The sequence below is a fragment of the Pseudomonas sp. Hp2 genome (assembly GCF_006386585.1).
Taxonomy (GTDB): domain Bacteria; phylum Pseudomonadota; class Gammaproteobacteria; order Xanthomonadales; family Xanthomonadaceae; genus Pseudomonas_S; species Pseudomonas_S boreopolis.
In genome coordinates this window covers 464,566-487,391 of sequence record NZ_VAHJ01000003.1, presented here as the reverse complement: position 1 = coordinate 487,391, position 22,826 = coordinate 464,566, and the positions used below count along the sequence as shown (strand labels likewise).

Sequence of the window (22,826 nt, the reverse complement as noted above, 5' to 3'; positions counted from 1 at the left end):
TCCTTGGCGGAGCGGTATCGACATCACATTTCCCACGGGATCGAGGACGGGTGCAGAGGCAATGCAGGGAGAACAGCGCGCGCATCGCACCTTCGTGATCCTGTGGACACTGGTGACGGCCGTCAAGCTGCTGATCGCGGCGCGCCTGCCGTTGTTCGTCGACGAGGCGTTCTATTGGCAGGAAGGCCAGCACCTGGCCGCGGCCTATTCCGACCTGCCGGGGATGACCGCCTGGCTGGCGCGGCTGGGCGTGGAGCTGGGCGGGCACCACCTGCTGGCGCTGCGCTTGCCGTTCCTGGCGATCGCGTCGCTGCTGCCGTGGCTGATCGCGCACATCTCGACGCGCTGGTTCGGCGCGCACGTCGGCTGGCAGGCGGGCTGCCTGACCCTGCTGATGCCGTTGTCGGCGACGCTCGGCATCCTCGCGGTGCCGGACGTGCCGATGGCGCTGGCCGCGGTGCTGTGCCTGGACGCCGGCGCGCGCCTGCTGCGCGAGATCGATGCGACCAGCGCCCTGGAGCTGGCCGCCGGCCTGGTGATCGGCGCATTGAGCCACTACCGCTTCGTCGGGGTGATCGGCGTGGGCTTCATCGCGATGGCGATGATTCCGCAAGGACGGGCGGTGCTGCGCGACCCGCGCGTGTGGATCGCCCTGATGACGGGCGTGCTGGCCTGGTTGCCGCTGTTGATCTGGAACTCCGACCACCAGGAGGCGGGCCTGCGCTTCCAGTTGCTGGACCGGCATCCGTGGAGCTTCCAGTCGGCCGGCGCGTGGTTCCTGCTGATCCAGGCCGTGCTGGTCACGCCCCTGCTGGCCGTGGCGATGGTGCGCGTGGTGATGATCGGCACGCGTGCCGGCGGCGGGAGCGCGCGCGCGCAATGGCGCTATTTCGGCCTGCTCGGCGGCATATCGACGCTGGCGATCTTCCTGTTCGGCTTCTTCAGCGATGCCGAGCGGATCAGCTTCCACTGGCCGCTGCCCGGCTACCTGGCGCTGCTGGTGGCCGCGCCGCTGGTGCTCGGGCGCTGGCGGCGGGCATGGCGGCGCGCGACCTGGCTGTTGCTGCTGCTGGGCATGTCCGGCGCCTATGGCTACTACCTGGCGGTGTCGTTCCCGCACGTGCGCGAGCGCGCAGCGGGCGAGAAGTACTACCCGCGCAACTTCGCCGGCTGGCAGCCGCTGGCCGCGGCGGTGAAAGAGGAGCTGGCCGCGATGCCGCCGGGCACGAAGGTGCTGGCGGACAACTTCAAGGTGGGCGCCGAGCTGGGCTTCGAGCTGGAGGACCCGGACATCCTGGTGCTGCAGGCGCCGCTCAACGACCGCCACGGGCGCACCGTGCAGCTGCAGCAATGGAACCTGCTCGATCGCGGCGAACGCGATGGCCCGCGCCTGCTGGTGCTGTCGCCCAGCGACCTGCGCTACCGCGATCTGCTGCGGCGCTACCACGACGTCTGCGCGATGGTGGGGCCGCTGCCGCCGCCGCGCGTGGTGTCGATCGACCATGGCTACCAGCGGTTCCTGCTGTTCCGGCTGCCGGCGCAGAAGGCCGCCGGCGGATGCGTGGCCCCGGCCATGGCCTGGGTGGACGCGCCGCTGCCGGGAGAGCGCGTGCAGGGACGCTTCTCCGTCGACGGCTGGGCCTTCAAGGACGGCACCGGGCTGGCGCGGGTCGAAGTGCTGGTCGACGGCAAGCCGGCCGCCGAGGCGATGTACGGCAGCGTGCTGGACGTGCGGCCGTACTGGAAGATCTCCACCGATCCGCACCATCCCCGCGTCGGTTTCCAGGCCGCGCTCGATGCCGGCCCGCTCGAGCCGGGCACCCATTGGCTCGGCCTGCGCCTGCACGGCACCGACGGCAGCGTCGAGGACTGGTGGGAGCAGCCGTTCGAGGTCGAACGGCGCTGATGACGTCCACTTTCCTTCCCGGTTCCCCCATGTCCGTCCCGTCCTCGCACGAAACCGCCCTTGCCGGGTTGCGCATCGCCGTGATCGTGCCGTGCCACAACGAGGCCGCCGCCGTCGCCAAGGTGGTGGGCGATTTCCGGGTCAGCCTGCCGCAAGCGAGCGTGCACGTGCTGGACAACAACTCCACCGATGGCACTGCCGAGCACGCCCGGGCCGCCGGCGCCTGCGTGCACCGGGTATCGCTGCAGGGCAAGGGCAACGTGATCCGGCGCGGCTTCGCCGACATCGAGGCCGACATCTACGTGCTGGTGGACGGCGACGACACCTACGACGCGGGTGCCGCGCCGCAGCTGGTGCGGCGATTGCTCGACGATCGGCTCGACATGGTGGTGGGCGCGCGCCGCGACCAGGCGCAGGCCGCGTACCGGCCGGGGCATCGCTTCGGCAACGTGCTGCTGACGCGCTGCGCCAGCCTGCTGTTCGGGCGCGCCTTCGACGACATGCTGTCCGGCTACCGCGTGTTCTCGCGCCGCTACGTCAAGTCGTTCCCGGCCCACGCCCAGGGCTTCGAGACCGAGACCGAGCTGGCGGTGCACGCGCTGCAGCTGCGGATGCCGGTGGCCGAGGTGGAAACGCGCTACGGCGTGCGCGCCGACGGCTCGCAGAGCAAGCTCAACACCTGGCGCGACGGGTGGCGCATCCTGAGCACGATCGCCAAGCTGTTCAAGGCCGAGCGGCCGCTGCTGTTCTTCTCGATCGGCTTCGTCCTGTGCTCGCTGCTGTCGGTGGGGCTGGCGATCCCGCTGTTCGAGACCTATGCGCAGACCGGCCTGGTGCCGCGGTTCCCGACCGCGATCCTGTGCGTGGCGTTGATGCTGGTGGGCTTCCTGCTGCTGGCCTGCGGCTTGATCCTGGATACGGTCACGCGCGGGCGGATCGAGGCCAAGCACCTGGCGTACCTGTCCGTTCCCGCGCTTCCTGCCGGCGCGGCGAGGACGCCGGAATGAGCGCGCCGGGCGCGCACTCGACGTCGATCGAGGGCATGCGGAGCCGCGCGTGGATCGCGCGCCTGCTGCGCGCGCTGGACCGCCGGTTCGCCTTCCGTTCGCGCGCGAACGTGGCCGCGGCCGTGGGCGCGGTGGCGCTCATCGGCGGCGTGGCGTCGCTGCTGCTGGGCCAGGACGCGAACTGGGACCTGCGCAACTACCACCGCTACAACGGCTACGCGTGGCTGCACGACCGGTTGGAGCAGGATCTCGCCCCGGCGCAGATGCAGACCTACTTCGGTCCGCTGCTGGACGCGCTGCATTACCTGCTGTCCTCGCTGTGCCCGGCGCCGCTGGCGGGATTCCTGGTCGGCGCGTTGCATGCGCTGGCGTTCGCGCCGCTGGCGGCGATCGCGTGGCAGCTGCTGCGCCTGCACCCGCAGCGCGAACGGCTGGTGCCGCTGCTGGCCCTGGCCGGGCTTTGCACCGGGGCGTTCCTGTCCGAGCTCGGCGGCAGCATGGCCGACAACACCACGGCATTGCCCGTGCTGGCGGCGCTGGCGCTGGTGCTGCATGCGCAACAGCGACGGCCGGCCGCGGGTCCGGCCCGGGGAGCCTGGCTGCTGGCGGGCACGCTGTTGGGGGTGGCGGTTTCGCTGAAGCTGACCAATGCGATCTATGCGCTCGGCCTCGCGGCCGCCGGCCTGGCCGGCGGCGAAGGCTGGTCGCGCCGCTTCGGCGGCGTGGCGGCCATGGCGGCATCCGCGCTGCTGGTCTTCGCCGTGCTCGCCGGTCCCTGGTACTGGCGGCTCTGGGAAACCTTCGGCAATCCCTTGCTGCCGCAGTTCAACGGCATCTTTCAGGCGCCCATGGCCCAGCCTGTTTCCGTGGCGGATACGCGCTGGCTTCCGCGCGGGGTGCTCGAATGGCTGGTCTGGCCGCTGTTGTTCACCTTCAATCCTTGGCGTGTCAGTGAGATCGCGCTGTTCCAGTCGATCTGGGCCGTGCTGTACGGGCTGGCCCTGGTGCGGCTGGCTTATTGGCTAGTGCGGCGTCGCGTCGCGCCTTCCGTCCGTTTCGACGCGCTGCTTCCGCTGCTGGCGTTCTTCGGCGTGGCGTACCTGGCCTGGCAAGCGCTTTTCAGCATCCAGCGTTACCTGGTCGTGCTCGAACTGCTGGCGCCGTTGCTGGCCTGGATCGGCTGCCAGTACGTCTTCCCGGCCCGCAGGGCGCGGCTCGTCGCGGCGTGCCTGGTCGGGGCCTGCGCGCTGGTCTCGCTGGGCGGATGGAACGACTGGGGGCACGAGCCCTGGTCGCGCGAGGGCTTCGCGGTGCAGGCGCCGGCGATGGCCGAACCGGGCCGCAGCGCGGTCCTGCTGGTGGGCGACGAGCCGCAATCCTGGCGGATCCCTTCGCTGCCGGCCGATGCGGCCTATCTTTCGGTGGCCTCCAACTTCCCCGAATCGGCCGCCTATGCCGAGCGGGTGGCGGCGCTGCTGGCCCGGCGCCCGCGGCATTACGCGATGCTGCGGGCCGAAGTGGACCGCAAGGCCCTGCGGGTCGAAAGGATGAACGCCTGGGCGGCGCGGCTCGGATTGGCCGACCAGGACGATTGCCGGGCGCTGCGCTGGCTGGTGGAACATGGCATGCGTGCGCGCCTTGACGATTCGCAGGCGGGTGCCTGCCGGCTGGTGCCGCGCCCCGGCACGACGCGCGACATCGCCGCCGAGGACAAGGCCATCCAGGCCGCGTCCGGGCAGAAGCTGGCGCGCTATGGCCTGGCGCTGGACGTGGCGTCCTGCCGGCGCATGTCCTCCTGGATCGGGCAGACCGAATATCCCTACCAGTGGTGCCGGGTGACGCCGGCCGCGCGCTGAGCCGGCATCAGGGCAGCCGGTAGCCGGCCTTGCGCAGCAGGCCGGCGAGGGCGATCAGCGGCAGCCCCACCAGCGCGGTGGGATCGTCCGAGCGGATCGCCTCGAACAAGCTGATACCCAGGCCCTCGCACTTGAAGCTGCCGGCGCAGTCCAGCGGCGACTCGGCTTCCACGTAGCGGGCGATCTCGTCGGCCGCGAGCGGGCGGAAGCGGACCTCGGTCACGTCCAGCGCGCTTTCCTCCCATCCCGGGGCGACGACGTGGACCGCCGTGAAGAAGCGCACGCTGCGGCCGGACATCGCCGCCAACTGCGCGCGCGCATTCCCGGCGTCGCCGGGCTTGCCCAGCGGCAGGCCGTCCAGGCCGGCGACCTGGTCGGAGCCGATCACGCAGGCGCCTGCGTGGCGCCCGGCGACGGCGCGGGCCTTGGCGGCGGCCAGGCGTAGCGCCAGGGCCTCGGGCGTTTCCCCCGGCCGAGGCGATTCGTCCACCTCGGGGCGGGCGGTCTCGAACGGCAGCCGCAGCCGCTCCAGCAGCTGCTTGCGATAGGACGAGGTGGAGGCCAGGACCAGGCGCATGGACATTCCTGAACGCGAAGGAGCGACCAGTCTCCCGGCATGCCGCGCCCGGGCACAACTGCCGGCCTGGCGAATTGACAGCGGGCGAGCGGGTCCTTAACATTCTGCGGCTTATGTCCGCAAACGTGCCCGAACTGGTGGATGCCTGGCGGATGGTCGCGGCGCGCAGGCGCTTCGACGGCCGTATCCCGCTGGCGCAGATGGAGCGGTTGCGTGGCAGCCTGGTCGATGCCGAAGGCGAGTGTGCCTACTCGCTGGAATTCGGCCGCGACGATGTGCTGGGCGTGGCCTATGCCGAACTGAGCGTCGATACCGAGCTGCCGCTGCAATGCCAGCGCAGCCTGCAGCGTTTCCTGCTGCCGGTGAAGACGACGCAGCGGCTGGGGCTGATCCGCGACGAGGCCGAGGAGGCCGCGTTGCCGCCGGATTACGAGCCGCTGCTGGTGCCGGACGACGGCATGCTGCGGCCGGCCGATCTGGTGGAGGACGAGCTGGTCCTGGCGATACCGGTGGTGCCGGTGGCGCCGGGCAGCGAGGCGATCGAGGCCGAATGGGCCCCGACCGAGCAGGAATTGGGCAAGGCCAGTCCGTTCGCGGCGCTGGCGGCGCTGAAGAAGAAGCAGTAACGCCGCGGCAGGCAGCGCGGAAGCGAAGACGCCCGGGCATCGCTGCGCGGCGTCCTCGCGAGGATGTAGAAGAAAATTTAAGTCCCCTCACATGGAATGTGCGGCGCTCTCGCGAGGGACTCGCACAAAAGTAATCGAACCGAGTTTGGAGCAATCCCATGGCTGTGCAGAAATCCCGAGTCACCCCGTCCCGCCGCGGCCAGCGCCGCTCGCATGACGCCCTGAGCGCCAAGCAGCTGTCGACCGACCCGACCACCGGCGAGATCCACCTGCGTCACCACATCACCGCCGACGGCTACTACCGCGGCAAGAAGGTCATCCAGACCAAGACCTCGGTCGTCGAAGAAGACTGAGCCGTGGCGCCTGCCGCCTCCGGTGCGGCAGGCGGCGCTTGATTCTCCGGGGCCGCGCGGCATGCGGCCCCTGCAACAGGAAACGGTATGAGCAAGCGGGTCTATTCCAGGATCGCGGGCACGGGCAGCTATTTGCCCGAGAAGGTGTTGACGAACGACGACCTGGCCAAGATCGTCGACACCAGCGACGAGTGGATCCGCACCCGTACCGGCATCCGCGAGCGGCACATCGTCGCCGACGACCAGACCACCGGCGATCTCGCCTACGAAGCCGCCGTGCGCGCGCTGGAAGCGGCCGGCGTGCAGGCGTCCGACCTCGACATGATCGTGGTCGGCACCACCACGCCCGACCTGATCTTCCCGTCCACGGCCTGCCTGCTGCAGGCGCGGCTGGGCGCGACCGGCTGCGGGGCGCTGGACGTCAACGCGGCCTGCTCCGGTTTCATCTACGCGCTGAGCGTGGCCGACAAGTTCGTCCGCTCCGGCGATTGCAAGACCGTCCTGGTGGTCGGTGCCGAGACCCTGACCCGCATCGTCGATTGGACCGATCGCACCACCTGCGTGCTGTTCGGCGACGGCGCCGGCGCCGTCGTGCTCAAGGCCGACGAAGAGACCGGCATCCTCAGCACCCACCTGCATGCCGACGGCAGCAAGAAGGAGCTGCTGTGGGACCCGGTGGGCGTGTCGGTCGGCTTCGAGGAAGGCGGCAAGATCCTCATGAAGGGCAACGACGTGTTCAAGTACGCCGTCAAGGCGCTGGACTCGGTCGTGGACGAGACCCTGGAAGCCAACGGGCTGGACAAGCACGACCTCGACTGGCTGATCCCGCACCAGGCCAACCTGCGCATCATCGAGGCCACCGCCAAGCGGCTGGACATGTCGATGGACCAGGTGGTCGTCACCGTCGACAAGCACGGCAACACCTCGGCGGCGTCGGTGCCGCTGGCGCTGGACACCGCGATCCGTTCCGGTCGCGTGCAGCGCGGGCAGCTGCTGCTGCTCGAAGCCTTCGGCGGCGGCTTCACCTGGGGTTCTGCGCTGCTGCGCTATTGATTTCCGGCGGGCGCGTGCGGCGCCCGCGGCCTCCACGCAAGGTGGAGGACCCCGCAGGAGTGGACCTTCATGGCAGAACCCATTGTCATCGACGGGCAGCGTGCCTGGTTGAAACAGTACGGCGAAGGCGGCCGTGCCCTCGCGTTGGGCGCATTGACCTTCGTTTCCCGCCGCCTGGGCCTGGATGCGCTGCGTCCGCCGCCGCACCGCGGCGGCGACGAGGCGCGCGCGATCGAGGCCCGCCGCCTGGCCGAGCTGCGCTCGCAGGACGTCAACGTACCCGAAGTGCTCGGCCATGGCCGCGCCGCGCTGGTGCTCAGCGACAACGGCCGCTCGCTGGCGAGCTGCCTGCGCGAGGCCGACGAGGCCGGGCGCGACGCGCTGGTCGCCAAGGCGCTGGCGGCCATTGCCGAGGCCCATCGCCACGGCGCCTACTTCGGCCAGCCTCTGCCGCGGAACATGACCTACGACGGCCAGGCGATCGGCTTCATCGACTTCGAGGAGGACCCGCTCGAGGTGATGGACCTGGAGCAGGCGCAGGCGCGCGACTGGCTGATGTTCGGCTACGGGGTGGCGAAGTACTACGACGACCGGCTCGGGGTGCTTCAGCGGATGCTGGTGGACGCCCTCGGCGAGGAGCGTGCGCCGGTGCTGGCGCACGCACGCGCCGTGACCGGGCGCCTGCAGCGGCTGGCCAGGCTGGCGCGCCGGCTGGGGCGCTCGGGACGCGCACTGGCCCATTCGATCCTGGTCATCCACGCGGCGACCTCGCTGGGCGTGCTGCTGGTCGCGGCGATCTGCCTGGACTGGTTCGCCGACGGCGAGCTGGACATCCTGAATCTGTTCGTCTGAGGCTGGAAGCCGGGATTCGGATTCGGGATTCGGGAAAGCCTGCCTCGGATCGAGCGCCTAGGGGCTTCAGCCCCGACGGGCTGCACCGGCCTTCTGCCGGGACTGAACGGCCTCGACATGCCGAGGCCACTCCTGCAGAAAAACGAAACTGCAAAAGAAGCTCGGGTCGCTCGACCGCCTGGTCCGGCAAAGATGCTTTCCCGAGCCCCGGCCACCCGCATACGCGCCAGTACAGACGAACGGGCGCATTCGCCCGTATCATCCCCGCTCGTTTTTCGCAGGCTGATCTCGCGTGACCGATTCCACACTCGCTTTCGTGTTCCCCGGCCAGGGCTCGCAGTCCTTGGGCATGCTGGCCGAACTGGCCGAATTGCACCCGGGCGTGCGCGATACCTTCGACGAGGCTTCCGAGGGTGCCGGCACCGATCTGTGGACGCTCTCGCAGGGCGGTCCCGAGGAAATGCTCAACCGTACCGAGTACACCCAGCCGGCGCTGCTGGCCGCGGGCGTGGCGGTGTGGCGGTTGTGGAAGGCCCAGGGCGGCGCGATGCCGGCGCGGCTGGCCGGGCACAGCCTGGGCGAGTACACCGCGCTGGTCGCCGCCGGCGCGCTGTCGCTGCGCGAGGGCGCGCACCTGGTGCGCGTGCGCGGGCAGCTGATGCAGGACGCGGCGCCGGCCGGCGTCGGCGCGATGGCCGCGGTGCTGGGGGCCGAGGACGCGCTGGTGCGCGAGGTCTGCGAGCAGGCCGCCGGCAGCCAGGTGGTGGTCCCCGCCAACTTCAATTCCCCTGGCCAGATCGTGATCGGCGGCGATGCCGCGGCGGTCGACCGCGCGCTGGCGCTGCTGGCGGAGAAGGGCGTGCGCAAGGCGGTCAAGCTGGCGGTGAGCGTGCCTTCGCACACGCCGCTGATGCGCGAGGCCGCCAACCGCCTGGCCGAGACGATGGCCGGGCTGGATTGGCGCGTCCCGCAGCTGCCGGTCGTGCAGAACGTCGATGCCAAGGTCCACGACGGCGTCGAGGCGATCCGCACGGCCCTGGTCGAGCAGCTGTACCTGCCGGTGCAGTGGACCGGGTGCGTGCAGGCGTTGGCCGCCCAGGGCGCCACCCGCATCGCCGAGTGCGGCCCGGGCAAGGTCCTGACCGGCCTGGTCAAGCGCATCGACAAGGCGCTCGACGCGCGCGCGCTGGGTACGTCCGCCGAATTCGATGCCGCTCGCGCCGAGTGGTCCAACTGAACACACGGAGCTGAGGCGGCTGCGCCGCATCGCCCGACGGCATCCGTACCGTCCCGACGTCCATCGAGGAACCCCCACATGAGCAAGCCCCTGCAGGGAGAGATCGCGCTGGTCACCGGCGCCAGCCGTGGCATCGGTGCCGCCATCGCCGACGAGCTGGCCGCCCAGGGCGCCGTCGTCGTCGGCACCGCCACGTCCGAGTCCGGCGCCAAGGCCATCGGCGAGCGCCTGGCGGCGCTGGGCGGCCACGGCCGCGAACTGAACGTGACCGACCCGGCGGCGATCGACGCGCTGGTCGAGGCGATCGGCAAGGAGTTCGGCCCGGTCTCGATCCTGGTCAACAACGCCGGCATCACCCGCGACAACCTGCTGATGCGGATGAAGGACGAGGACTGGCAGTCGATCCTCGACACCAACCTGACCAGCGTCTACCGCACCGCCAAGGCGGTCATGCGCGGCATGATGAAGGCGCGCAAGGGCCGCATCATCAACATCGCCTCGGTGGTCGGCGTGACCGGCAACCCGGGCCAGACCAACTACGCCGCGGCCAAGGCCGGCATCATCGCCTTCTCCAAGTCGCTGGCGAAGGAGATCGGCTCGCGCGGCGTCACCGTCAACGTCGTGGCGCCCGGCTTCATCGACACCGACATGACCAAGGCGCTGCCGGAGGAAACGCGCAAGGCGCTGCTCGAGCAGATCGCGCTGGGCCACCTCGGCGAGCCCGCCGACATCGCCGCCGCGGTGGCGTTCCTGGCCGGGCCCTCGGCCAAGTACATCACCGGCGAGACCTTGCACGTCAACGGCGGCATGTACATGCCCTGAGTGGCGCCGGCGCCGGGATCGCGCTGCAAGTCGTTGATCGGCCGGAAATTTTCAGGCATTCATCGACCCGGCGCTTTCCACTACACTATCCAACGCGGCCATCGCAGCCCGATGGCGTTCCTGAACCACCACTACTCCATCTGGAGCGATAACCCAATGAGCACCATCGAAGAACGCGTCAAGAAAATCGTCGTCGAACAGCTTGGCGTCAAGGAAGAGGAAGTCACCAACAGCGCATCGTTCGTCGATGACCTCGGTGCGGACTCCCTGGACACCGTTGAGCTGGTGATGGCCCTGGAAGAAGAGTTCGAGTGCGAGATCCCGGACGAAGAGGCCGAGAAGATCACCTCGGTCCAGCAGGCCATCGACTACGTCAAGGCTCACGTCAAGAGCTGATGCGTCGTCACTTGCCGCAAGCGCGTGTGCAGCCGCCTGCGACAATCCCATGGGGCCGCTGATGCGGCCCTGTGTTTTTGAACCAACGCACGTTTAAACCCCGGTGCATGGATGCGCCGTGCTCCCGCGAAGGATTCGCGCTTCCGCATCGTGGTGAGGAGATCCGAATGAGTCGTCGCGTCGTCGTTACCGGCATGGGCATCGTGTCGCCGCTGGGCAATGACCTGGCCAGCAGCTGGCAGGGCATCATCGAGGGCCGCTCCGGTATCGCTCCGCTGGTGGACGTCGCCGACGCCTACCTGGAGCGCTTCACCACCAAGATCGCCGGGCAGGTCAAGGACTTCGACATCACCGCCGAGAACCCGCTGTTCGGCAAGTACCGGGTCAGCGGCAAGGACGCCAAGAAGATGGACTCGTTCATCCACTACGGCCTCGGCGCGGGTTTCATGGCGCTGCACGACGCCGGCCTGGAGATCGACGAGAGCAACGCCGAACGGATCGGCGCGATCGTCGGCTCGGGCATCGGCGGCCTGCTCGGGATCGAGGAGCAGACCATCGATTTCCACGAGGGCAAGAAGATCTCGCCCTTCTACGTGCCCTCGACCATCATCAACATGCTGCCGGGCCAGCTGAGCATCATCGCCGGCCTGAAGGGGCCGTCGTTCTCGGCGGTCTCGGCCTGCGCCACCTCCAACCACTCGATCGGCACCGCGATGCGGATGATCCAGTACGGCGAGGCCGACGTGATGCTGGCCGGCGGCGCCGAGCGCGGCTCCTCGCCGACCGCGGTCGGCGGCTTCTGCGCGATGAAGGCGATGTCGACCCGCAACGACGAGCCGACCCGCGCCTCCCGCCCGTGGGACAAGGACCGCGACGGCTTCGTGCTCGGCGACGGCGCCGGCATCCTGGTGCTGGAGGAATACGAACACGCCAAGGCGCGCGGTGCGCGCATCTACTGCGAGCTGGCCGGCTACGGCGCCACCTCCGATGCGTACCACATGACCGCGCCGAGCGGCGAGGGCGCCAGCCGCTGCATGCGGATCGCGATGAAGGACGCCGGGATCAGCCCCGAGCAGGTCGACTACATCAACGCGCACGGCACCTCGACCCCGATCGGCGACCTCGGCGAGAGCGACGCGATCAAGGTCGCGCTCGGCGACCACGCCTACAAGACCATGGTCAGCTCGACCAAGTCGATGACCGGCCACCTGCTCGGTGCCGCCGGCGGCGCCGAGGCGATCTTCTCGGTGCTGGCCCTGCGCGACGGCATCGTCCCGCCGACCATCAACCTGGACCAGCCCGGCGAAGGCTGCGACCTGGACTACGTGCCGAACGTGGCGCGCCAGGCCAAGCTGGACGTGGTGATGTCCAACGGCTTCGGCTTCGGCGGCACCAACGGCACGCTGGTATTCAAGCGTATCTGAGCCCCCTTTCCTCCGGGGCGAGGCACGCGCATCGCGCATGCGCGTGCCTTGGACGTCCGCCGCCGGCGTGGACGGGCAGGCATGGCTCCCTGCGATGCTCGACCGCGCGAGGCTTGGTCCGCAACCCCGTCCGGCGCCGCGCGCCGGCTTCTCCCGAAGGGGGAAGGAATGCCGTCGTATCTCCCGTCCTGAACCCTGACCGATGGCGCTGATCAGACCCCTGCATGCGGACATCGATCTGCTGGCGCTGCACCGGCTCGCGCCGCAGCGCTATCCGGCCTTGTTCGAGTCCACCGCGTCCGGCACCGCGCACGGGCGCTGGGACCTGTTGCTGGTGGGCGACGGCACCGGCATGCGGCTGGACGGCGACGGCCGGGTGCGCGACCTGCAAGGCGGAGCGATCGCGGGCGATTTCCTGGAGGCGCTGGACGCCGCCTGGCGGGCCGAGCGCCTCGCCGCGCCGGCCATGCCCGGTGCGCCCCCGTTCCGCGGCGGCTGGGCGCTGCTGCTGGATTACGAACTGGCGGCGCAGGTGGAGCCGGTGCTGGCGCTGCCGGCGCGCGCCGACGCAAGGCCCGCGGCGCTGGCGCTGCGCTGCCCGGCCGCGTTGTTGCGCGACCGGAACGACGGCACCTGTTTCGCGGTGGCCGAGGCGGGCCGCGCGGAGCTGATCGAGCGCATCGTCGCCGACCTCGAGCCGGCGAAGGCCTTGCCGGCGTTGCCGGACTGGACGCCGCCCGTGGCGGTCGAGGAAGACGCTCCCGGGCGCTTCACCGCCGGCGTCGAGCGGGTGCTCGACTACCTGCGCGCGGGCGACGTGTTCCAGGCCAACATCTCGCGCAAGTGGGAGGCGCGCTTCGAGCGGCCGCTCGAGCCGGCGGCGCTGCACGCGCGCCTGCGCGCGGCCAACCCCGCGCCGTTCGCCGGGCTGTTCGTCGCCCAGGAGCGTGCGGTGGTCAGTTCGTCGCCGGAGCGGCTGGTGTCGGTGCGCGGCGACGTGGTGGAGACCCGGCCGATCGCCGGCACCCGTCCGCGCTCTCCCGGCGACGACGAGGTCGCGCGCATCCGCGAGCTGGTCGGCCATCCCAAGGAGCGCGCCGAACACGTGATGCTGATCGACCTGGAGCGCAACGACCTGGGCCGGGTGTGCGCGCCGGGCACGGTCGAGGTCGACGAGCTGATGACGGTGGAGAGCTATGCGCACGTGCACCACATCGTCAGCAACGTGCGCGGCCGCCTGCGCGCCGGCACGACCCCGGGCGAGGTGATCCGCGCGGTGTTCCCGGGCGGGACCATCACCGGCTGCCCCAAGGTGCGCTGCATGCAGATCATCGCCGAGCTGGAGCAGGAGGCGCGCGGCGCCTACACCGGCGCGTTCGGCTGGCTGAACCGCGACGGCGACCTGGACCTGAACATCCTGATCCGTACCGCCGAGGTGGACGGAACGCGCGTGCGCTTCCGCACCGGCGCCGGGATCGTGGTCGACTCGGTCCCCGAGCGCGAGCTGGACGAGACCCGGGCCAAGGCGCGCGGGCTGCTGCGGGCCCTGGGGCGGGAATGAGCGGCGACACGGTATCCTGCGCGCCGCGGACGTGCTGACGAGGTGGCTGTGGCGGCAGGTGGCAAACGAGGATGTCTCGCCGTGGCGGCGGCTCTGCTGGCGCTGGCGCTGCTGTGCGCCGGGGCGGCGGCATGGCTGTGGCAGCGCTACGAGGCTTTCGCGGCGCGGCCGGTGCAGGCGGCGCAGCCGAGCGTGGTGGTGGCCCCGGGCGATTCGCTGAAGAGCGTGTTGCGCAAGCTGCGCGAGGCCGGAGTGGAGGCAGGTTCCGACCTCGAATGGCAGTTGCTGGCCCGCCAGGTCGATGCCGCGGGCAAGCTGAAGGTCGGCGAGTACGCCTTGTCGCCGCCGCTGTCGCCGCGCGAGCTGCTGCTGCGGATGCGCCAGGGCAAGGTGATCCAGTACCGCATCACCCTGGTCGAGGGCTGGAACATCCGCCAGGTGCGCGCCGCGCTGAACGCCGCCGAGCCGCTGCGGCACGAAACCCGCGACCTGGACGATGCCGCGCTGATGGCCAGGCTCGGTTTCCCCGGCCAGCACCCGGAAGGACGCTTCCTGCCGGAGACCTACCTGTACCAGCGCGGCGATTCCGACCTGGACGTGTTGCGCCGCGCGCACGCGGCGATGCAGAAGGCGCTGGACGCGGCCTGGCGGCAACGCGCCCCCGACCTGCCGCTGCAGACGCCGGACCAGGCGCTGGTACTGGCCTCGATCGTCGAGAAGGAAACCGGCCTGGCCGCGGAACGGCCGCAGATCGCCGGCGTGTTCGCGCGCCGCCTCAAACTGGGCATGAGGCTGCAGACCGATCCCAGCGTGATCTACGGACTCGGCAGCGCCTACGACGGCAACATCCGCAAGCGCGACCTGGAAACCGATACGCCCTACAACACCTACACCCGCGCCGGCCTGCCGCCGACGCCGATCGCCATGCCCGGCCGCGACGCGCTGCTGGCCGCGGTCCGGCCGGCCGACGGTACGTCGCTGTACTTCGTCGCGGTGGGCGACGGCAGCGGCGCGCACGTGTTCTCCGAGACCTACGACCAACACACGGCCGCGGTCGCGCGCTACCTGCAGCGCCTGCGCCAGCCGCCGCCCGCCGAGGCGGCCAAGCCATGAGTCCCGCATTGCTCCGACATCCACGCTTCATCAGCCTCGAAGGCGGCGAGGGCGCCGGCAAGACCACCGCGATCAACGCGATCCGCGACTGGCTCGCCCGCCACGGCCACGAGGTCGTACTGACCCGCGAGCCCGGCGGCACGCCGCTGGCCGAGCGCATCCGCGGCCTGCTGCTCGACCGGCACGAGGGCGCCGAGCCGCTGTGGCCGGAGGCCGAACTGCTGCTGGTGTTCGCCGCGCGCGCCCAGCACGTGCGCGAGGTGATCCGGCCGGCGCTGCAGCGCGGCGCGTTCGTGGTCAGCGACCGCTTCACCGATTCCAGCTACGCCTACCAGGGCGAGGGCCGCGGCCTGGAGCGCGGCTGGATCGCCGAACTGGAGCGGCGCGCGGTCGGAATCGAGCCGGGCATGACCTTGCTGCTCGACCTGGACGTCAAGGTCGGCCGCGCCCGCACCACCGGCCGCGACCTGTGGCCGGACCGCATCGAGAGCGAGCACGACGACTTCTTCGAGCGCGTGCGCGCGGGATTCCGCCAGCGCGCGATGGAGCATCCGGATCGCTTCGCGGTGATCGATGCCGGGCAGTCGCCGCCGGAGGTGGCGCGCGACGTCGCCGAGGCGGTGTCGCGCTTCGTACAGGGCCAGGCCGGATGAGCGCCTTCTCGCCCTGGCAGCAGCGCGCCTTCGACCAGGCCGTGGCCGCGCTCGACGCCGGCCGCCTCGGGCACGGCATGCTGATCTGCGGTCCGGCCGGGCTGGGCAAGCGCGAGGTCGCGCTGAAACTGGCCGAGCACGTGCTCTCGCAGGGCGCGGATGCGGCGGCGAACCAGCGCGCCGCGCAGCTGATCGCCGCCGGTACCCATCCGGACCTGCAACTGGTGTCGTTCATCCCGAACCGCACCGGCGACAAGCTGCGCACCGAGATCGTCATCGAGCAGGTGCGCGAGGTCTCGCAGAAGCTCGCGCTGACGCCGCAATACGGCATCGCGCAGGTGGTGGTCATCGATCCGGCCGACGCGATCAACCGCGCGGCCTGCAACGCGTTGCTGAAGACGCTGGAAGAACCGGCGCCCGGCCGCTACCTGTGGCTGGTCAGCGCGCATCCGGCGCGGCTGCCGGCGACGATCCGCAGCCGCTGCCAGCGCCTGGAGTTCAAGCTGCCGCCCGCGCACGAGGCGCTGGCCTGGCTGCTGGCGCAGGGATTCGCCGAGCCCGAGGCGCGCCAGGCGCTGGACGCCGCGCGCGGCCATCCGGGGCTGGCCGCCGAGTGGCTGCGCGGCAACGGGCTGGAATTGCGCCGGCAGGTAGCCGCGGACCTGGAGCAGCTCGGCGCGGGCCGCGCCGGCCCGGTGGAGGTCGCGCTGCGCTGGACCGGCGACGAGCAGGCCGAGCAGCGCCTCGCGCACGCCGCCGACCTCGTGCTGGCGCAAGCCTCTTCCGGCTTGACCGATCCGGCGCGTTTGCACAAGCTGGCCGTCTGGTTCGATGCCGCCAACAGGACGCGCGAACTGCTGCGCACCACCGTGCGCGCGGACCTCGCGGTGACCGAACTGCTGCTTGCCTGGCGCGATGGGGATCGCGCCGTCCGGAAAGAGGGGAGTGCATGAGTGCGACGAGCGGGCGCCAGGGGATCCTGTCGTTGGCGGTCAAGGACAAGATGGCGCTGTACGGCGCCTACATGCCGTTCGTGAAGAACGGCGGCATCTTCGTGCCGACGCCCAAGCGCTACTTCCTCGGCGACGAGGTGTTCCTGCTGCTGACGCTGCCCGAATCCAGCGAGCGCCTGCCGGTGGCCGGCAAGGTGGTGTGGACCACGCCCGTGGGGGCGCAGGGCAACCGCGCCGCCGGCATCGGCGTGCAATTGCCGGACGGGCAGGAAGGCGAAACGATCCGCAACCGGATCGAGACGCTACTGGCCGGGTTGCTCAATTCCGAGAAACCGACCTACACCCTGTAGGACCGTTGACGCGCGCCGTGGCTCCTATATAATGCGCGGCTCGCGACACACCGGGCGGTTAGCTCAGCGGTAGAGCATTGCCTTCACACGGCAAGGGTCGCAGGTTCGATCCCTGCACCGCCCACCAATACGACACCTGGGTTCCAAGGTGGTTCGCAGCAAGGAAAGCCGGCTCCGCAGCCGGCTTTTTTGTGGGCCCCTCACAAGGGCAGCGCATCCATGTGCGCGGATCTTTTTTGTGCCGGCGGGGCGCCGCCGTATGCGCCGGCGCCCTCGTCGTTCGATCGACGCGTGGACCGCTTCAGCGCTCGAGCGCTTCGAGCGCGTCCGCGAATCTGCGCATCAGCCGGACTAGGTCGTCCAGGTCCTCCGGTTCCCAGGTCTTGAATATCTCGCGGCCCATCTGCTCGCGCGCCGCATCGATCTGGTCGGTCATCGCCTTGCCGGCGGGCGATACCACCGCCTCGCGCATGCGGCGGTCGCGCGCGTTCTCCGAGCGCAGCACCAGGCCCATGCCTTCCAGCTTGGTCACTTGCCGGCTGATCGTCGTGTAGTCGCGCCCGAGGCGGTCGGCCAGTTCGACCACGCCGATCGGCCCCAGCCGCTCGATGACCACCAGCAGCCGGAACAGCGCCTGGTCGAGCTTGATGCCGGCCTTCTCGATCAGCCGCTCGTCGTTGCGCGGCCGGTTCATCACGCTGACGATGCTGAGCATCGCGCCGTGCAGCTGCTTGAGGCGGGCGGCCGAAATATGTGTATCTTGCACTTTCTTTGGGTGCGCCATTAGCATGCTCCTTTGAATGTGCATATTACACATATCGGAGGATGTCGTGGAATCGAGCGTGGATGTTCTGGTCTGTGGTGCCGGCGCGGCCGGCCTGGCCCTCGCCATCGAACTGGCAAGGCGCGGCGTGTCGTTCCGGCTGCTCGAGAAGAGGGAGGGCCCGTTTCCGGGGTCGCGGGGCAAGGGCATCCAGCCGAGGACGCAGGAGATCTTCGAGGACATGGGGATCATCGATCGCCTCGTCGCGGTCGGCGGCGCATACCCGCCGCACCGGACCTATCTGGCGCAAGGCGGCCACGTCGATTCGGATGTCGCGGCCTGGGCGCCCGCGACGCCGGAAGAGCCGTACCAGATGCCGTTGATGGTGCCGCAGTTCCTCACCGAGACCGTGATGGCCGAACGGCTCGCCGAGCTCGGCCATCGCCCCGGCTATGGCCTGGAACTGGTCGGCCTGCAGCAGGACGCAGGCGGAGTGACCGCAACGGTCGCGGGCGAGGGCAAGGAGCACCGCATCCGCGCCCGCTACCTCGTCGGCAGCGATGGCGGCCGCAGTTTCGTGCGAAATGCATCGGGGATCGCCTTTCCCGGCAAGACGCTCGGCGTTCGCGCGATCGTGGCGGACATGCACCTGGTCGGGCTCGACCGCGACGCGTGGCATCAGTTCGGCGCGGAGTCGATGGACAGGATGCTCTCGCTATGCCCGCTGGCGGGAACCGACATGTTCCAGTTGCAGGCGCCGATCCCGCCCGAAGGCGAGGCCGATCTTTCCGCGGCGGGCCTGAACGCGATGATCGCCGAGCGTACCGGCCGCGCCGATATCCGGATCGAATCGGTGTCCTGGGCGTCGGCCTATGCCATGAACGCGCGCCTGGCCGATCGCTATCGCCAGGGCCGGGTGTTCCTTGCCGGCGATGCCGCCCACACCCACCCGCCGACCGGCGGGCAGGGGCTCAACACCAGCATCCAGGACGCCTACAACCTGGGCTGGAAGCTCGCCGCCGTGCTGGGCGGCGCGCCTGACGGCCTGCTCGACAGCTACGAGGAAGAGCGCAGGCCGATCGCGAGCGACATGCTCGGCCTGTCCACCCGGTTGCTGGAAGACGCCAAGCGCGGCGGCCGCCAGCGCGGCCGGGAAGTGAAGCAGCTCGACATCGGCTACGCAGGGGCGTCACTGGCGGTGGAAGCGCCCGCGCGCGGGCATGGATTGAAGGCGGGCGACCGTGCGCCCGATGCCCTGCTGCGCGGCGCGGCGGGGCAGCCGCGGCGCCTGTTCGACCTGTTCGCCGGCCCGCACTGGACGCTGCTGGGCCATCGCGCGGACCGCGCGTCCGTGCCGGCGCGCGCGGGCGTGCGGGTCCATGCGATCGGCCCGGACGGCGACCTCTTCGACGAGAGCGGCCGTTTCGCCGAGGCCTACGCGGTCGCGCCGGGCGACTGGGTGCTGGTGCGTCCCGACGGCTACGTGGGCGCGATCGTGGCATCCGATCGAATGGGGGCGCTGGAGGGTTTGTTCCGGCGCGTGGGGATCGCGGCGTAAGGGAATGCGATGGGCAAGGGGGCGAGTCCAGTCCGCTCCCGCCAGCGTGGCGTCGTGGTTTCCAACGGCGAGTCTCGCGCCCTGGCTCCAGGTCCATGCCAGGTGTGCGTAGCGTTCCAGTTTTGATGAAGCCGGCTTGTTATTTGTTAGGATGCATTCAGGGACTGCTGATGCCGCAGTCCCAACCAATCAACCAGGGGGACAAGGATGAAGAAGTTGATGCTCGCCGCGTTCATCGCGGCGTCGCTGGCTGGCTGTGCGAGCAACCCGCCGCTGAATTTCTCGGTACCGAGCGTCGGTGTCAGTGCCAAGAAGGTCAATGCCGAGCTGAAGTCGTTGACGGTCACGCTGGCGCGGCCGGACGAGGCCAAGGGCAAGATTCCTGCCGCTGCACAGACGGAAGTGCCGCAGATGTGGCAGAACGCCTTGACCGAGGCGATCAACAAGATGGCGATTTTCCGCGATGACGCGCCGAGGAAGCTGAGCCTTTCGGTGAAGATCCTGGCGCTGGATGTTCCCGGATTCGGCGCATCGATGACGACCAGGAGCGTGGCCCGCTATGAATTGATCGATCGGGCCGATGGCAGCATCGTCTATACGCAGGATGTCGAGGCCGACGGCACGGTGCCGTTCAACTACGCCTTCGCCGGCTTGATCCGCGCGCGCGAGTCCATCAATCGCTCGGCGCAGAACAACATCGCGCAGTTCCTGCAGGCGTTGGAAACGATCGACGTCGAAAAACCCATGTTCCCCAGCACGCAGAGCGGGACGCCATGAGGAGCGTTGCCGCCCCTGTCGTCATCGCGGCCCTGTTGGGGGCATGTGCGCCGAATGTCCGTACGGATAGTTATTCCGTCGGTTCGGTCGGCCAGGTCAACAGGACGGTGGCCGGTACGGTGATCAGCGTGCGGCCGGTTTCCATCGACGGCTCCCAGGGCGGCGGCGCGATGGCGGGTGCCGCCGCCGGAGGCGTGGCCGGATCGGCCGTCGGCGGCAGCGATCGTGCCAATGCCATCGGAGCGATCGGTGGCGTGGTGGTGGGGGCGATCGCCGGCGCTGCGATGGAACGAGGCGCGTCCAAGGCAGCGGGGCTGGAGTATGTGGTCCAGACCGAGAACGGCAATTTGATGACCATCGTTCAGGGGGCGGAACCCATGTTCCCGGCAGGCGCGAAAGTCCTGGTCCTGTACGGATCCCCATCCAGGGTCATAGCCGACCCTCGTGCTCGATAGAGGGCGGGCCGTCCGCTAAGCCCATTCCCCGGAACCAGGGGAATGGGCATTCGATCCGGCGGTGCCGCCGGGTTCTTCAGGCATCGCCGACACCGCCCGGCGCCAGTCCGGTATAGCGCGCCCGCGGGCGGATCAGGGTGCCGAGCGCCTGTTGTTCGAGCGCGTGCGCGAGCCAGCCGGTGAGGCGGGCGGTGGCGAACATGACCAGCGCATGCGCGGCGGGCAGGTCGTGGACGAAGCAGATCGCCGCGAGCATGCAGTCGATGTTGGGGTGCTGGCCGCTGCTTTCCTTCGCGGCGGCGAGCACGGCTTCGACGTGCCGCATCGCCGGCGTGTCGCCGCGCAGTTCGCGCAGCAGCCGCAGCACTTCGGCGCCGCGCGGGTCGCCGTCGGGATAGAGCAGGTGGTTGAAGCCGGGCAGGTCGTCGCCGCGCTGCCAGCGTTCGGCGATGAAGGCGGCCGGCGAGTCGGCGTCCTGCGCGTCGCGCAACAAGGCGTAGGCGCGCGCGGTGGCGCCGCCGTGGCGCGGGCCCGACAGCGCGGCCAGGCCGGCGCTCACCGTGGCATGCAGGTGCGCGCCGGTGGAGGCGACCACGCGGGCGGCGAACGCCGACACGTTGAGTTCGTGGTCGGCGCACAGCACCAGCGCGGCGCGCACCAGTTCGGCGAAATCCCGGTCGCCGGGACGCCAGGTGTCGGCGAGCAGGCGGTGGACCGGGCGCGTGTCCGGCTCGACCCCGACCAGCAGGGCGGCGTTCTGCCGCAACAGCATCGCGGCGATCTCGCGCCTGACCGGGGCGGCGGCGTTGAGCGACTGGCGCAGTTCCAGCGCCAGTAGCGGGATGCAGGCCATCGTGCGCTCCAGCGGCGGCAACGCGGAGTCCAGCGCCAGCGCGGCGACCCGCGCCGGCCAGGGGGCCGGCGCCTGCAGGGCGAACGGGTCCTGCTCCTCGCACTCCCAGAGCAGGCGGGCGATGTCCTCCAGCGTGGCGCCCTCGCGCACCGCGGCCACCGCCGGGCGGCCGCGGTAGTAGGGCGAGTCCGGGCGGATCAGCGAGATGCGGGTTTCCAGCACCGGCAGGCCGCGATCCAGGCTCTGGGCCGCCCCGCGCGCGGCGCCGCGTCCGATCCGCTTGCGCTGGGCCAACCGGTCCACCTCCGCGCGCAGGTAGACCCGGCTGCGGTGGTCCGGGCCGGGCCGCGAGGTCAGCAGGCCGCGGCTGACGTAGGCGTACAGCGTGGCGGTGCTGATGCCCAGCAGGTCGCAGGCTTCGGCGGCGGAGATCAGTTCGCGCTCGGACGGGGCAGGCATGGGCAGTTGATAGGTTGATTGATTGGATCAAGATTGATCAACGGATCCGATGGTGCCACATTGGCTCCCATCGCGGAACGGCCCGTGGGGGCCTGCCCGCCCAGCCAGGAGCCTTCCATGACCCCGTCGTCCGCCGGCGCCCGCTTCCGCGCCGCCCTCGCCGCCGAATCGCCGCTGCAGGTGATCGGCGCGATCAACGCCAACCATGCCCTGCTGGCGCAGCGCGCCGGCTACAGGGCGATCTACCTGTCCGGCGGCGGCGTCGCGGCCGGTTCGCTCGGCCTGCCCGACCTGGGCATCAATACGCTGGAAGACGTGCTGATCGACGTGCGCCGCATCACCGACGTGTGCGATTTGCCGCTGCTGGTGGACATCGACACCGGCTTCGGCCCGAGCGCGTTCAACATCGAGCGCACCATCAAGAGCCTGATCAAGGCCGGCGCCGCCGCCTGCCATATCGAGGACCAGGTCGGCGCCAAGCGCTGCGGCCACCGGCCGGGCAAGGAGATCGTGTCCAAGGGCGAGATGGTCGACCGGGTCAAGGCCGCGGCCGACGCCAAGACCGATCCGGACTTCTTCCTGATCGCGCGCACCGATGCGATCCAGATGGAAGGCGTGGACGCGGCGATCGAGCGCGCCATCGCCTGCGTCGAGGCCGGTGCCGACGGCATCTTCGCCGAGGCCGCCTACGACCTGGACACCTACCGCCGCTTCGTCGATGCGGTGAAGGTGCCGGTGCTGGCCAACATCACCGAATTCGGCAAGACCCCGCTGTTCGGCCGCGACGAACTGGCCTCGGCCGGGGTGGCGATCCAGCTGTTCCCGCTGTCGGCGTTCCGCGCCGCCAACAAGGCCGCCGAGAACGTCTACGCCGCGATCCGGCGCGACGGCCATCAGAAGAACGTGGTGGACGCGATGCAGACCCGCGAGGAGCTGTACGAGCGCATCGGCTATCACGCGTTCGAACAACGGCTGGATGCATTGTTCGCGGGCAAGTGAGTTCTTCCTTCTCCACCGGGAGAAGGTGGCGCGAAGCGCCGCGCCGCAGGGAACCCCCAGCCATCGCATTGGAGAACGCGTCGCCACGCGCCAGCCCAGATGAACCATCGTAGAGCATATGTTCGGATCGTTCGCCATCCGGGCGCGTGGCGACGCGTTCAGCCACGTCGTTGCCGATGGATCCGGAGCCGCGACTCGGCCCCGCCGTACCCTCACCCCAACC

The 22,826-nt window shown here is 70.1% G+C and carries 23 protein-coding genes and 1 tRNA gene; 21 read left to right on the top strand and 3 right to left on the bottom strand.

The annotated features are described in order from the left end of the window. Positions 1-61: 61 nt before the first annotated feature. From FD678_RS11560 to FD678_RS11550, 3 genes are read left to right on the top strand one after another with little or no spacing between them, the layout of a single operon-like run. Positions 62-1,906 carry an ArnT family glycosyltransferase gene (locus tag FD678_RS11560; protein ID WP_140723301.1) on the top strand — a complete coding sequence of 615 codons (1,845 nt, stop codon included), beginning with the start codon at positions 62-64 and terminating at the stop codon, positions 1,904-1,906. Positions 1,907-1,935: 29 nt separating this feature from the next. Beyond that, positions 1,936-2,913, top strand: coding sequence for a glycosyltransferase family 2 protein (locus FD678_RS11555; protein ID WP_140723295.1), 978 nt, complete (start codon positions 1,936-1,938; stop codon positions 2,911-2,913). Then, positions 2,910-4,769: a glycosyltransferase 87 family protein gene (locus tag FD678_RS11550; RefSeq protein WP_218569662.1), complete on the top strand. Its 1,860-nt coding sequence runs from the start codon at positions 2,910-2,912 to the stop codon at positions 4,767-4,769. The genes FD678_RS11555 and FD678_RS11550 overlap by 4 nt, the downstream gene beginning before the upstream one ends. Before the next feature lie 7 nt (positions 4,770-4,776). Here the strand turns inward: FD678_RS11550 and FD678_RS11545 are convergent, their stop codons facing one another. Next, positions 4,777-5,346 carry a Maf family protein gene (locus FD678_RS11545; protein WP_140723292.1) on the bottom strand — a complete coding sequence of 190 codons (570 nt, stop codon included), beginning with the start codon at positions 5,344-5,346 and terminating at the stop codon, positions 4,777-4,779. Positions 5,347-5,459: 113 nt separating this feature from the next. Here FD678_RS11545 and FD678_RS11540 point away from each other — a divergent pair, with 113 nt between their 5' ends. The 14 genes from FD678_RS11540 to FD678_RS11475 all read left to right on the top strand — a co-directional run bounded on the left by FD678_RS11540 (position 5,460) and on the right by FD678_RS11475 (position 16,866). Next, positions 5,460-5,972, top strand: coding sequence for a YceD family protein (locus tag FD678_RS11540; RefSeq protein ID WP_140723289.1), 513 nt, complete (start codon positions 5,460-5,462; stop codon positions 5,970-5,972). Positions 5,973-6,130: 158 nt separating this feature from the next. Next, positions 6,131-6,325, top strand: a complete 195-nt coding sequence (gene rpmF / locus FD678_RS11535) for a 50S ribosomal protein L32 (RefSeq protein WP_140723286.1) — start codon at positions 6,131-6,133, stop codon at positions 6,323-6,325. An 87-nt stretch (positions 6,326-6,412) separates the two neighbouring features. After that, on the top strand, positions 6,413-7,378 hold the full coding sequence (locus FD678_RS11530; RefSeq protein ID WP_140723283.1) for a beta-ketoacyl-ACP synthase III: 966 nt from the start codon (positions 6,413-6,415) through the stop codon (positions 7,376-7,378). A gap of 69 nt (positions 7,379-7,447) precedes the next feature. Next, positions 7,448-8,230 (top strand): serine/threonine protein phosphatase, encoded by a 783-nt coding sequence (locus FD678_RS11525; protein ID WP_140723280.1) that lies wholly within the window; start codon positions 7,448-7,450, stop codon positions 8,228-8,230. 292 nt (positions 8,231-8,522) lie between these two features. Continuing rightward, positions 8,523-9,467 carry an ACP S-malonyltransferase gene (fabD, locus tag FD678_RS11520; RefSeq protein WP_140723277.1) on the top strand — a complete coding sequence of 315 codons (945 nt, stop codon included), beginning with the start codon at positions 8,523-8,525 and terminating at the stop codon, positions 9,465-9,467. Between the two features lie 78 nt (positions 9,468-9,545). After that, positions 9,546-10,289: a 3-oxoacyl-ACP reductase FabG gene (fabG, locus tag FD678_RS11515; protein ID WP_140723273.1), complete on the top strand. Its 744-nt coding sequence runs from the start codon at positions 9,546-9,548 to the stop codon at positions 10,287-10,289. Positions 10,290-10,445: 156 nt separating this feature from the next. Then, positions 10,446-10,685, top strand: coding sequence for an acyl carrier protein (gene acpP, locus FD678_RS11510; protein ID WP_046981398.1), 240 nt, complete (start codon positions 10,446-10,448; stop codon positions 10,683-10,685). A 167-nt stretch (positions 10,686-10,852) separates the two neighbouring features. Then, entirely contained in the window at positions 10,853-12,109 is a 1,257-nt protein-coding gene (gene fabF, locus FD678_RS11505) for a beta-ketoacyl-ACP synthase II (protein WP_140723270.1), read from the top strand. 202 nt (positions 12,110-12,311) lie between these two features. Continuing rightward, on the top strand, positions 12,312-13,670 hold the full coding sequence (locus FD678_RS11500) for an aminodeoxychorismate synthase component I (RefSeq protein WP_140723267.1): 1,359 nt from the start codon (positions 12,312-12,314) through the stop codon (positions 13,668-13,670). A gap of 81 nt (positions 13,671-13,751) precedes the next feature. Continuing rightward, the gene (gene mltG / locus FD678_RS11495) at positions 13,752-14,783 is read left to right on the top strand and encodes an endolytic transglycosylase MltG (protein ID WP_218569661.1); all 1,032 of its coding nucleotides are present in this window, start codon (positions 13,752-13,754) and stop codon (positions 14,781-14,783) included. 8 nt (positions 14,784-14,791) lie between these two features. After that, positions 14,792-15,436 carry a dTMP kinase gene (tmk, locus tag FD678_RS11490; RefSeq protein WP_256661916.1) on the top strand — a complete coding sequence of 215 codons (645 nt, stop codon included), beginning with the start codon at positions 14,792-14,794 and terminating at the stop codon, positions 15,434-15,436. Beyond that, a complete protein-coding gene (locus tag FD678_RS11485) occupies positions 15,433-16,389 on the top strand; it encodes a DNA polymerase III subunit delta' (protein ID WP_140723258.1) in 957 nt (318 codons plus the stop codon). The genes tmk and FD678_RS11485 overlap by 4 nt, the downstream gene beginning before the upstream one ends. Next, positions 16,386-16,739, top strand: a complete 354-nt coding sequence (locus tag FD678_RS11480; RefSeq protein WP_140723255.1) for a PilZ domain-containing protein — start codon at positions 16,386-16,388, stop codon at positions 16,737-16,739. The genes FD678_RS11485 and FD678_RS11480 overlap by 4 nt, the downstream gene beginning before the upstream one ends. Before the next feature lie 52 nt (positions 16,740-16,791). Further along, positions 16,792-16,866: transfer RNA gene (locus FD678_RS11475), tRNA-Val, on the top strand. 174 nt (positions 16,867-17,040) lie between these two features. On the opposite strand, the gene FD678_RS11470 is transcribed toward FD678_RS11475, so the two are convergent. Beyond that, positions 17,041-17,505, bottom strand: a complete 465-nt coding sequence (locus FD678_RS11470) for a MarR family winged helix-turn-helix transcriptional regulator (protein ID WP_256661915.1) — start codon at positions 17,503-17,505, stop codon at positions 17,041-17,043. Between the two features lie 76 nt (positions 17,506-17,581). Here FD678_RS11470 and FD678_RS11465 point away from each other — a divergent pair, with 76 nt between their 5' ends. The 3 genes from FD678_RS11465 to FD678_RS11455 all read left to right on the top strand — a co-directional run bounded on the left by FD678_RS11465 (position 17,582) and on the right by FD678_RS11455 (position 20,292). Then, complete coding sequence (locus tag FD678_RS11465; protein ID WP_256661914.1) at positions 17,582-19,060, top strand: FAD-dependent oxidoreductase; 1,479 nt, start codon at positions 17,582-17,584, stop codon at positions 19,058-19,060. 207 nt (positions 19,061-19,267) lie between these two features. Next, on the top strand, positions 19,268-19,837 hold the full coding sequence (locus tag FD678_RS11460; RefSeq protein ID WP_140723246.1) for a UDP-N-acetylglucosamine acyltransferase: 570 nt from the start codon (positions 19,268-19,270) through the stop codon (positions 19,835-19,837). Continuing rightward, positions 19,834-20,292, top strand: coding sequence for a hypothetical protein (locus FD678_RS11455; RefSeq protein ID WP_140723243.1), 459 nt, complete (start codon positions 19,834-19,836; stop codon positions 20,290-20,292). The genes FD678_RS11460 and FD678_RS11455 overlap by 4 nt, the downstream gene beginning before the upstream one ends. Before the next feature lie 76 nt (positions 20,293-20,368). On the opposite strand, the gene FD678_RS11450 is transcribed toward FD678_RS11455, so the two are convergent. Continuing rightward, positions 20,369-21,604 carry a citrate synthase family protein gene (locus FD678_RS11450; protein ID WP_140723238.1) on the bottom strand — a complete coding sequence of 412 codons (1,236 nt, stop codon included), beginning with the start codon at positions 21,602-21,604 and terminating at the stop codon, positions 20,369-20,371. 117 nt (positions 21,605-21,721) lie between these two features. Between FD678_RS11450 and prpB the strand changes: the two genes are divergently transcribed. After that, positions 21,722-22,603, top strand: a complete 882-nt coding sequence (gene prpB, locus FD678_RS11445) for a methylisocitrate lyase (protein WP_140723235.1) — start codon at positions 21,722-21,724, stop codon at positions 22,601-22,603. The last annotated feature ends 223 nt before the right edge of the window (positions 22,604-22,826 follow it).

What these genes read in the sequence shown, in the direction of transcription:
- FD678_RS11560 (WP_140723301.1), top strand. Translation starts at nt 62, where the DNA reads ATGCAGGGAGAACAGCGCGCGCATCGCACCTTCGTGATCCTGTGGACA.
- FD678_RS11555 (WP_140723295.1), top strand. Translation starts at nt 1,936, where the DNA reads ATGTCCGTCCCGTCCTCGCACGAAACCGCCCTTGCCGGGTTGCGCATC.
- FD678_RS11550 (WP_218569662.1), top strand. Translation starts at nt 2,910, where the DNA reads ATGAGCGCGCCGGGCGCGCACTCGACGTCGATCGAGGGCATGCGGAGC.
- FD678_RS11545 (WP_140723292.1), bottom strand. Translation starts at nt 5,346, where the DNA reads ATGCGCCTGGTCCTGGCCTCCACCTCGTCCTATCGCAAGCAGCTGCTG.
- FD678_RS11540 (WP_140723289.1), top strand. Translation starts at nt 5,460, where the DNA reads ATGTCCGCAAACGTGCCCGAACTGGTGGATGCCTGGCGGATGGTCGCG.
- rpmF (WP_140723286.1), top strand. Translation starts at nt 6,131, where the DNA reads ATGGCTGTGCAGAAATCCCGAGTCACCCCGTCCCGCCGCGGCCAGCGC.
- FD678_RS11530 (WP_140723283.1), top strand. Translation starts at nt 6,413, where the DNA reads ATGAGCAAGCGGGTCTATTCCAGGATCGCGGGCACGGGCAGCTATTTG.
- FD678_RS11525 (WP_140723280.1), top strand. Translation starts at nt 7,448, where the DNA reads ATGGCAGAACCCATTGTCATCGACGGGCAGCGTGCCTGGTTGAAACAG.
- fabG (WP_140723273.1), top strand. Translation starts at nt 9,546, where the DNA reads ATGAGCAAGCCCCTGCAGGGAGAGATCGCGCTGGTCACCGGCGCCAGC.
- acpP (WP_046981398.1), top strand. Translation starts at nt 10,446, where the DNA reads ATGAGCACCATCGAAGAACGCGTCAAGAAAATCGTCGTCGAACAGCTT.
- fabF (WP_140723270.1), top strand. Translation starts at nt 10,853, where the DNA reads ATGAGTCGTCGCGTCGTCGTTACCGGCATGGGCATCGTGTCGCCGCTG.
- FD678_RS11500 (WP_140723267.1), top strand. Translation starts at nt 12,312, where the DNA reads ATGGCGCTGATCAGACCCCTGCATGCGGACATCGATCTGCTGGCGCTG.
- FD678_RS11485 (WP_140723258.1), top strand. Translation starts at nt 15,433, where the DNA reads ATGAGCGCCTTCTCGCCCTGGCAGCAGCGCGCCTTCGACCAGGCCGTG.
- FD678_RS11480 (WP_140723255.1), top strand. Translation starts at nt 16,386, where the DNA reads ATGAGTGCGACGAGCGGGCGCCAGGGGATCCTGTCGTTGGCGGTCAAG.
- FD678_RS11460 (WP_140723246.1), top strand. Translation starts at nt 19,268, where the DNA reads ATGAAGAAGTTGATGCTCGCCGCGTTCATCGCGGCGTCGCTGGCTGGC.
- FD678_RS11455 (WP_140723243.1), top strand. Translation starts at nt 19,834, where the DNA reads ATGAGGAGCGTTGCCGCCCCTGTCGTCATCGCGGCCCTGTTGGGGGCA.
- FD678_RS11450 (WP_140723238.1), bottom strand. Translation starts at nt 21,604, where the DNA reads ATGCCTGCCCCGTCCGAGCGCGAACTGATCTCCGCCGCCGAAGCCTGC.
- prpB (WP_140723235.1), top strand. Translation starts at nt 21,722, where the DNA reads ATGACCCCGTCGTCCGCCGGCGCCCGCTTCCGCGCCGCCCTCGCCGCC.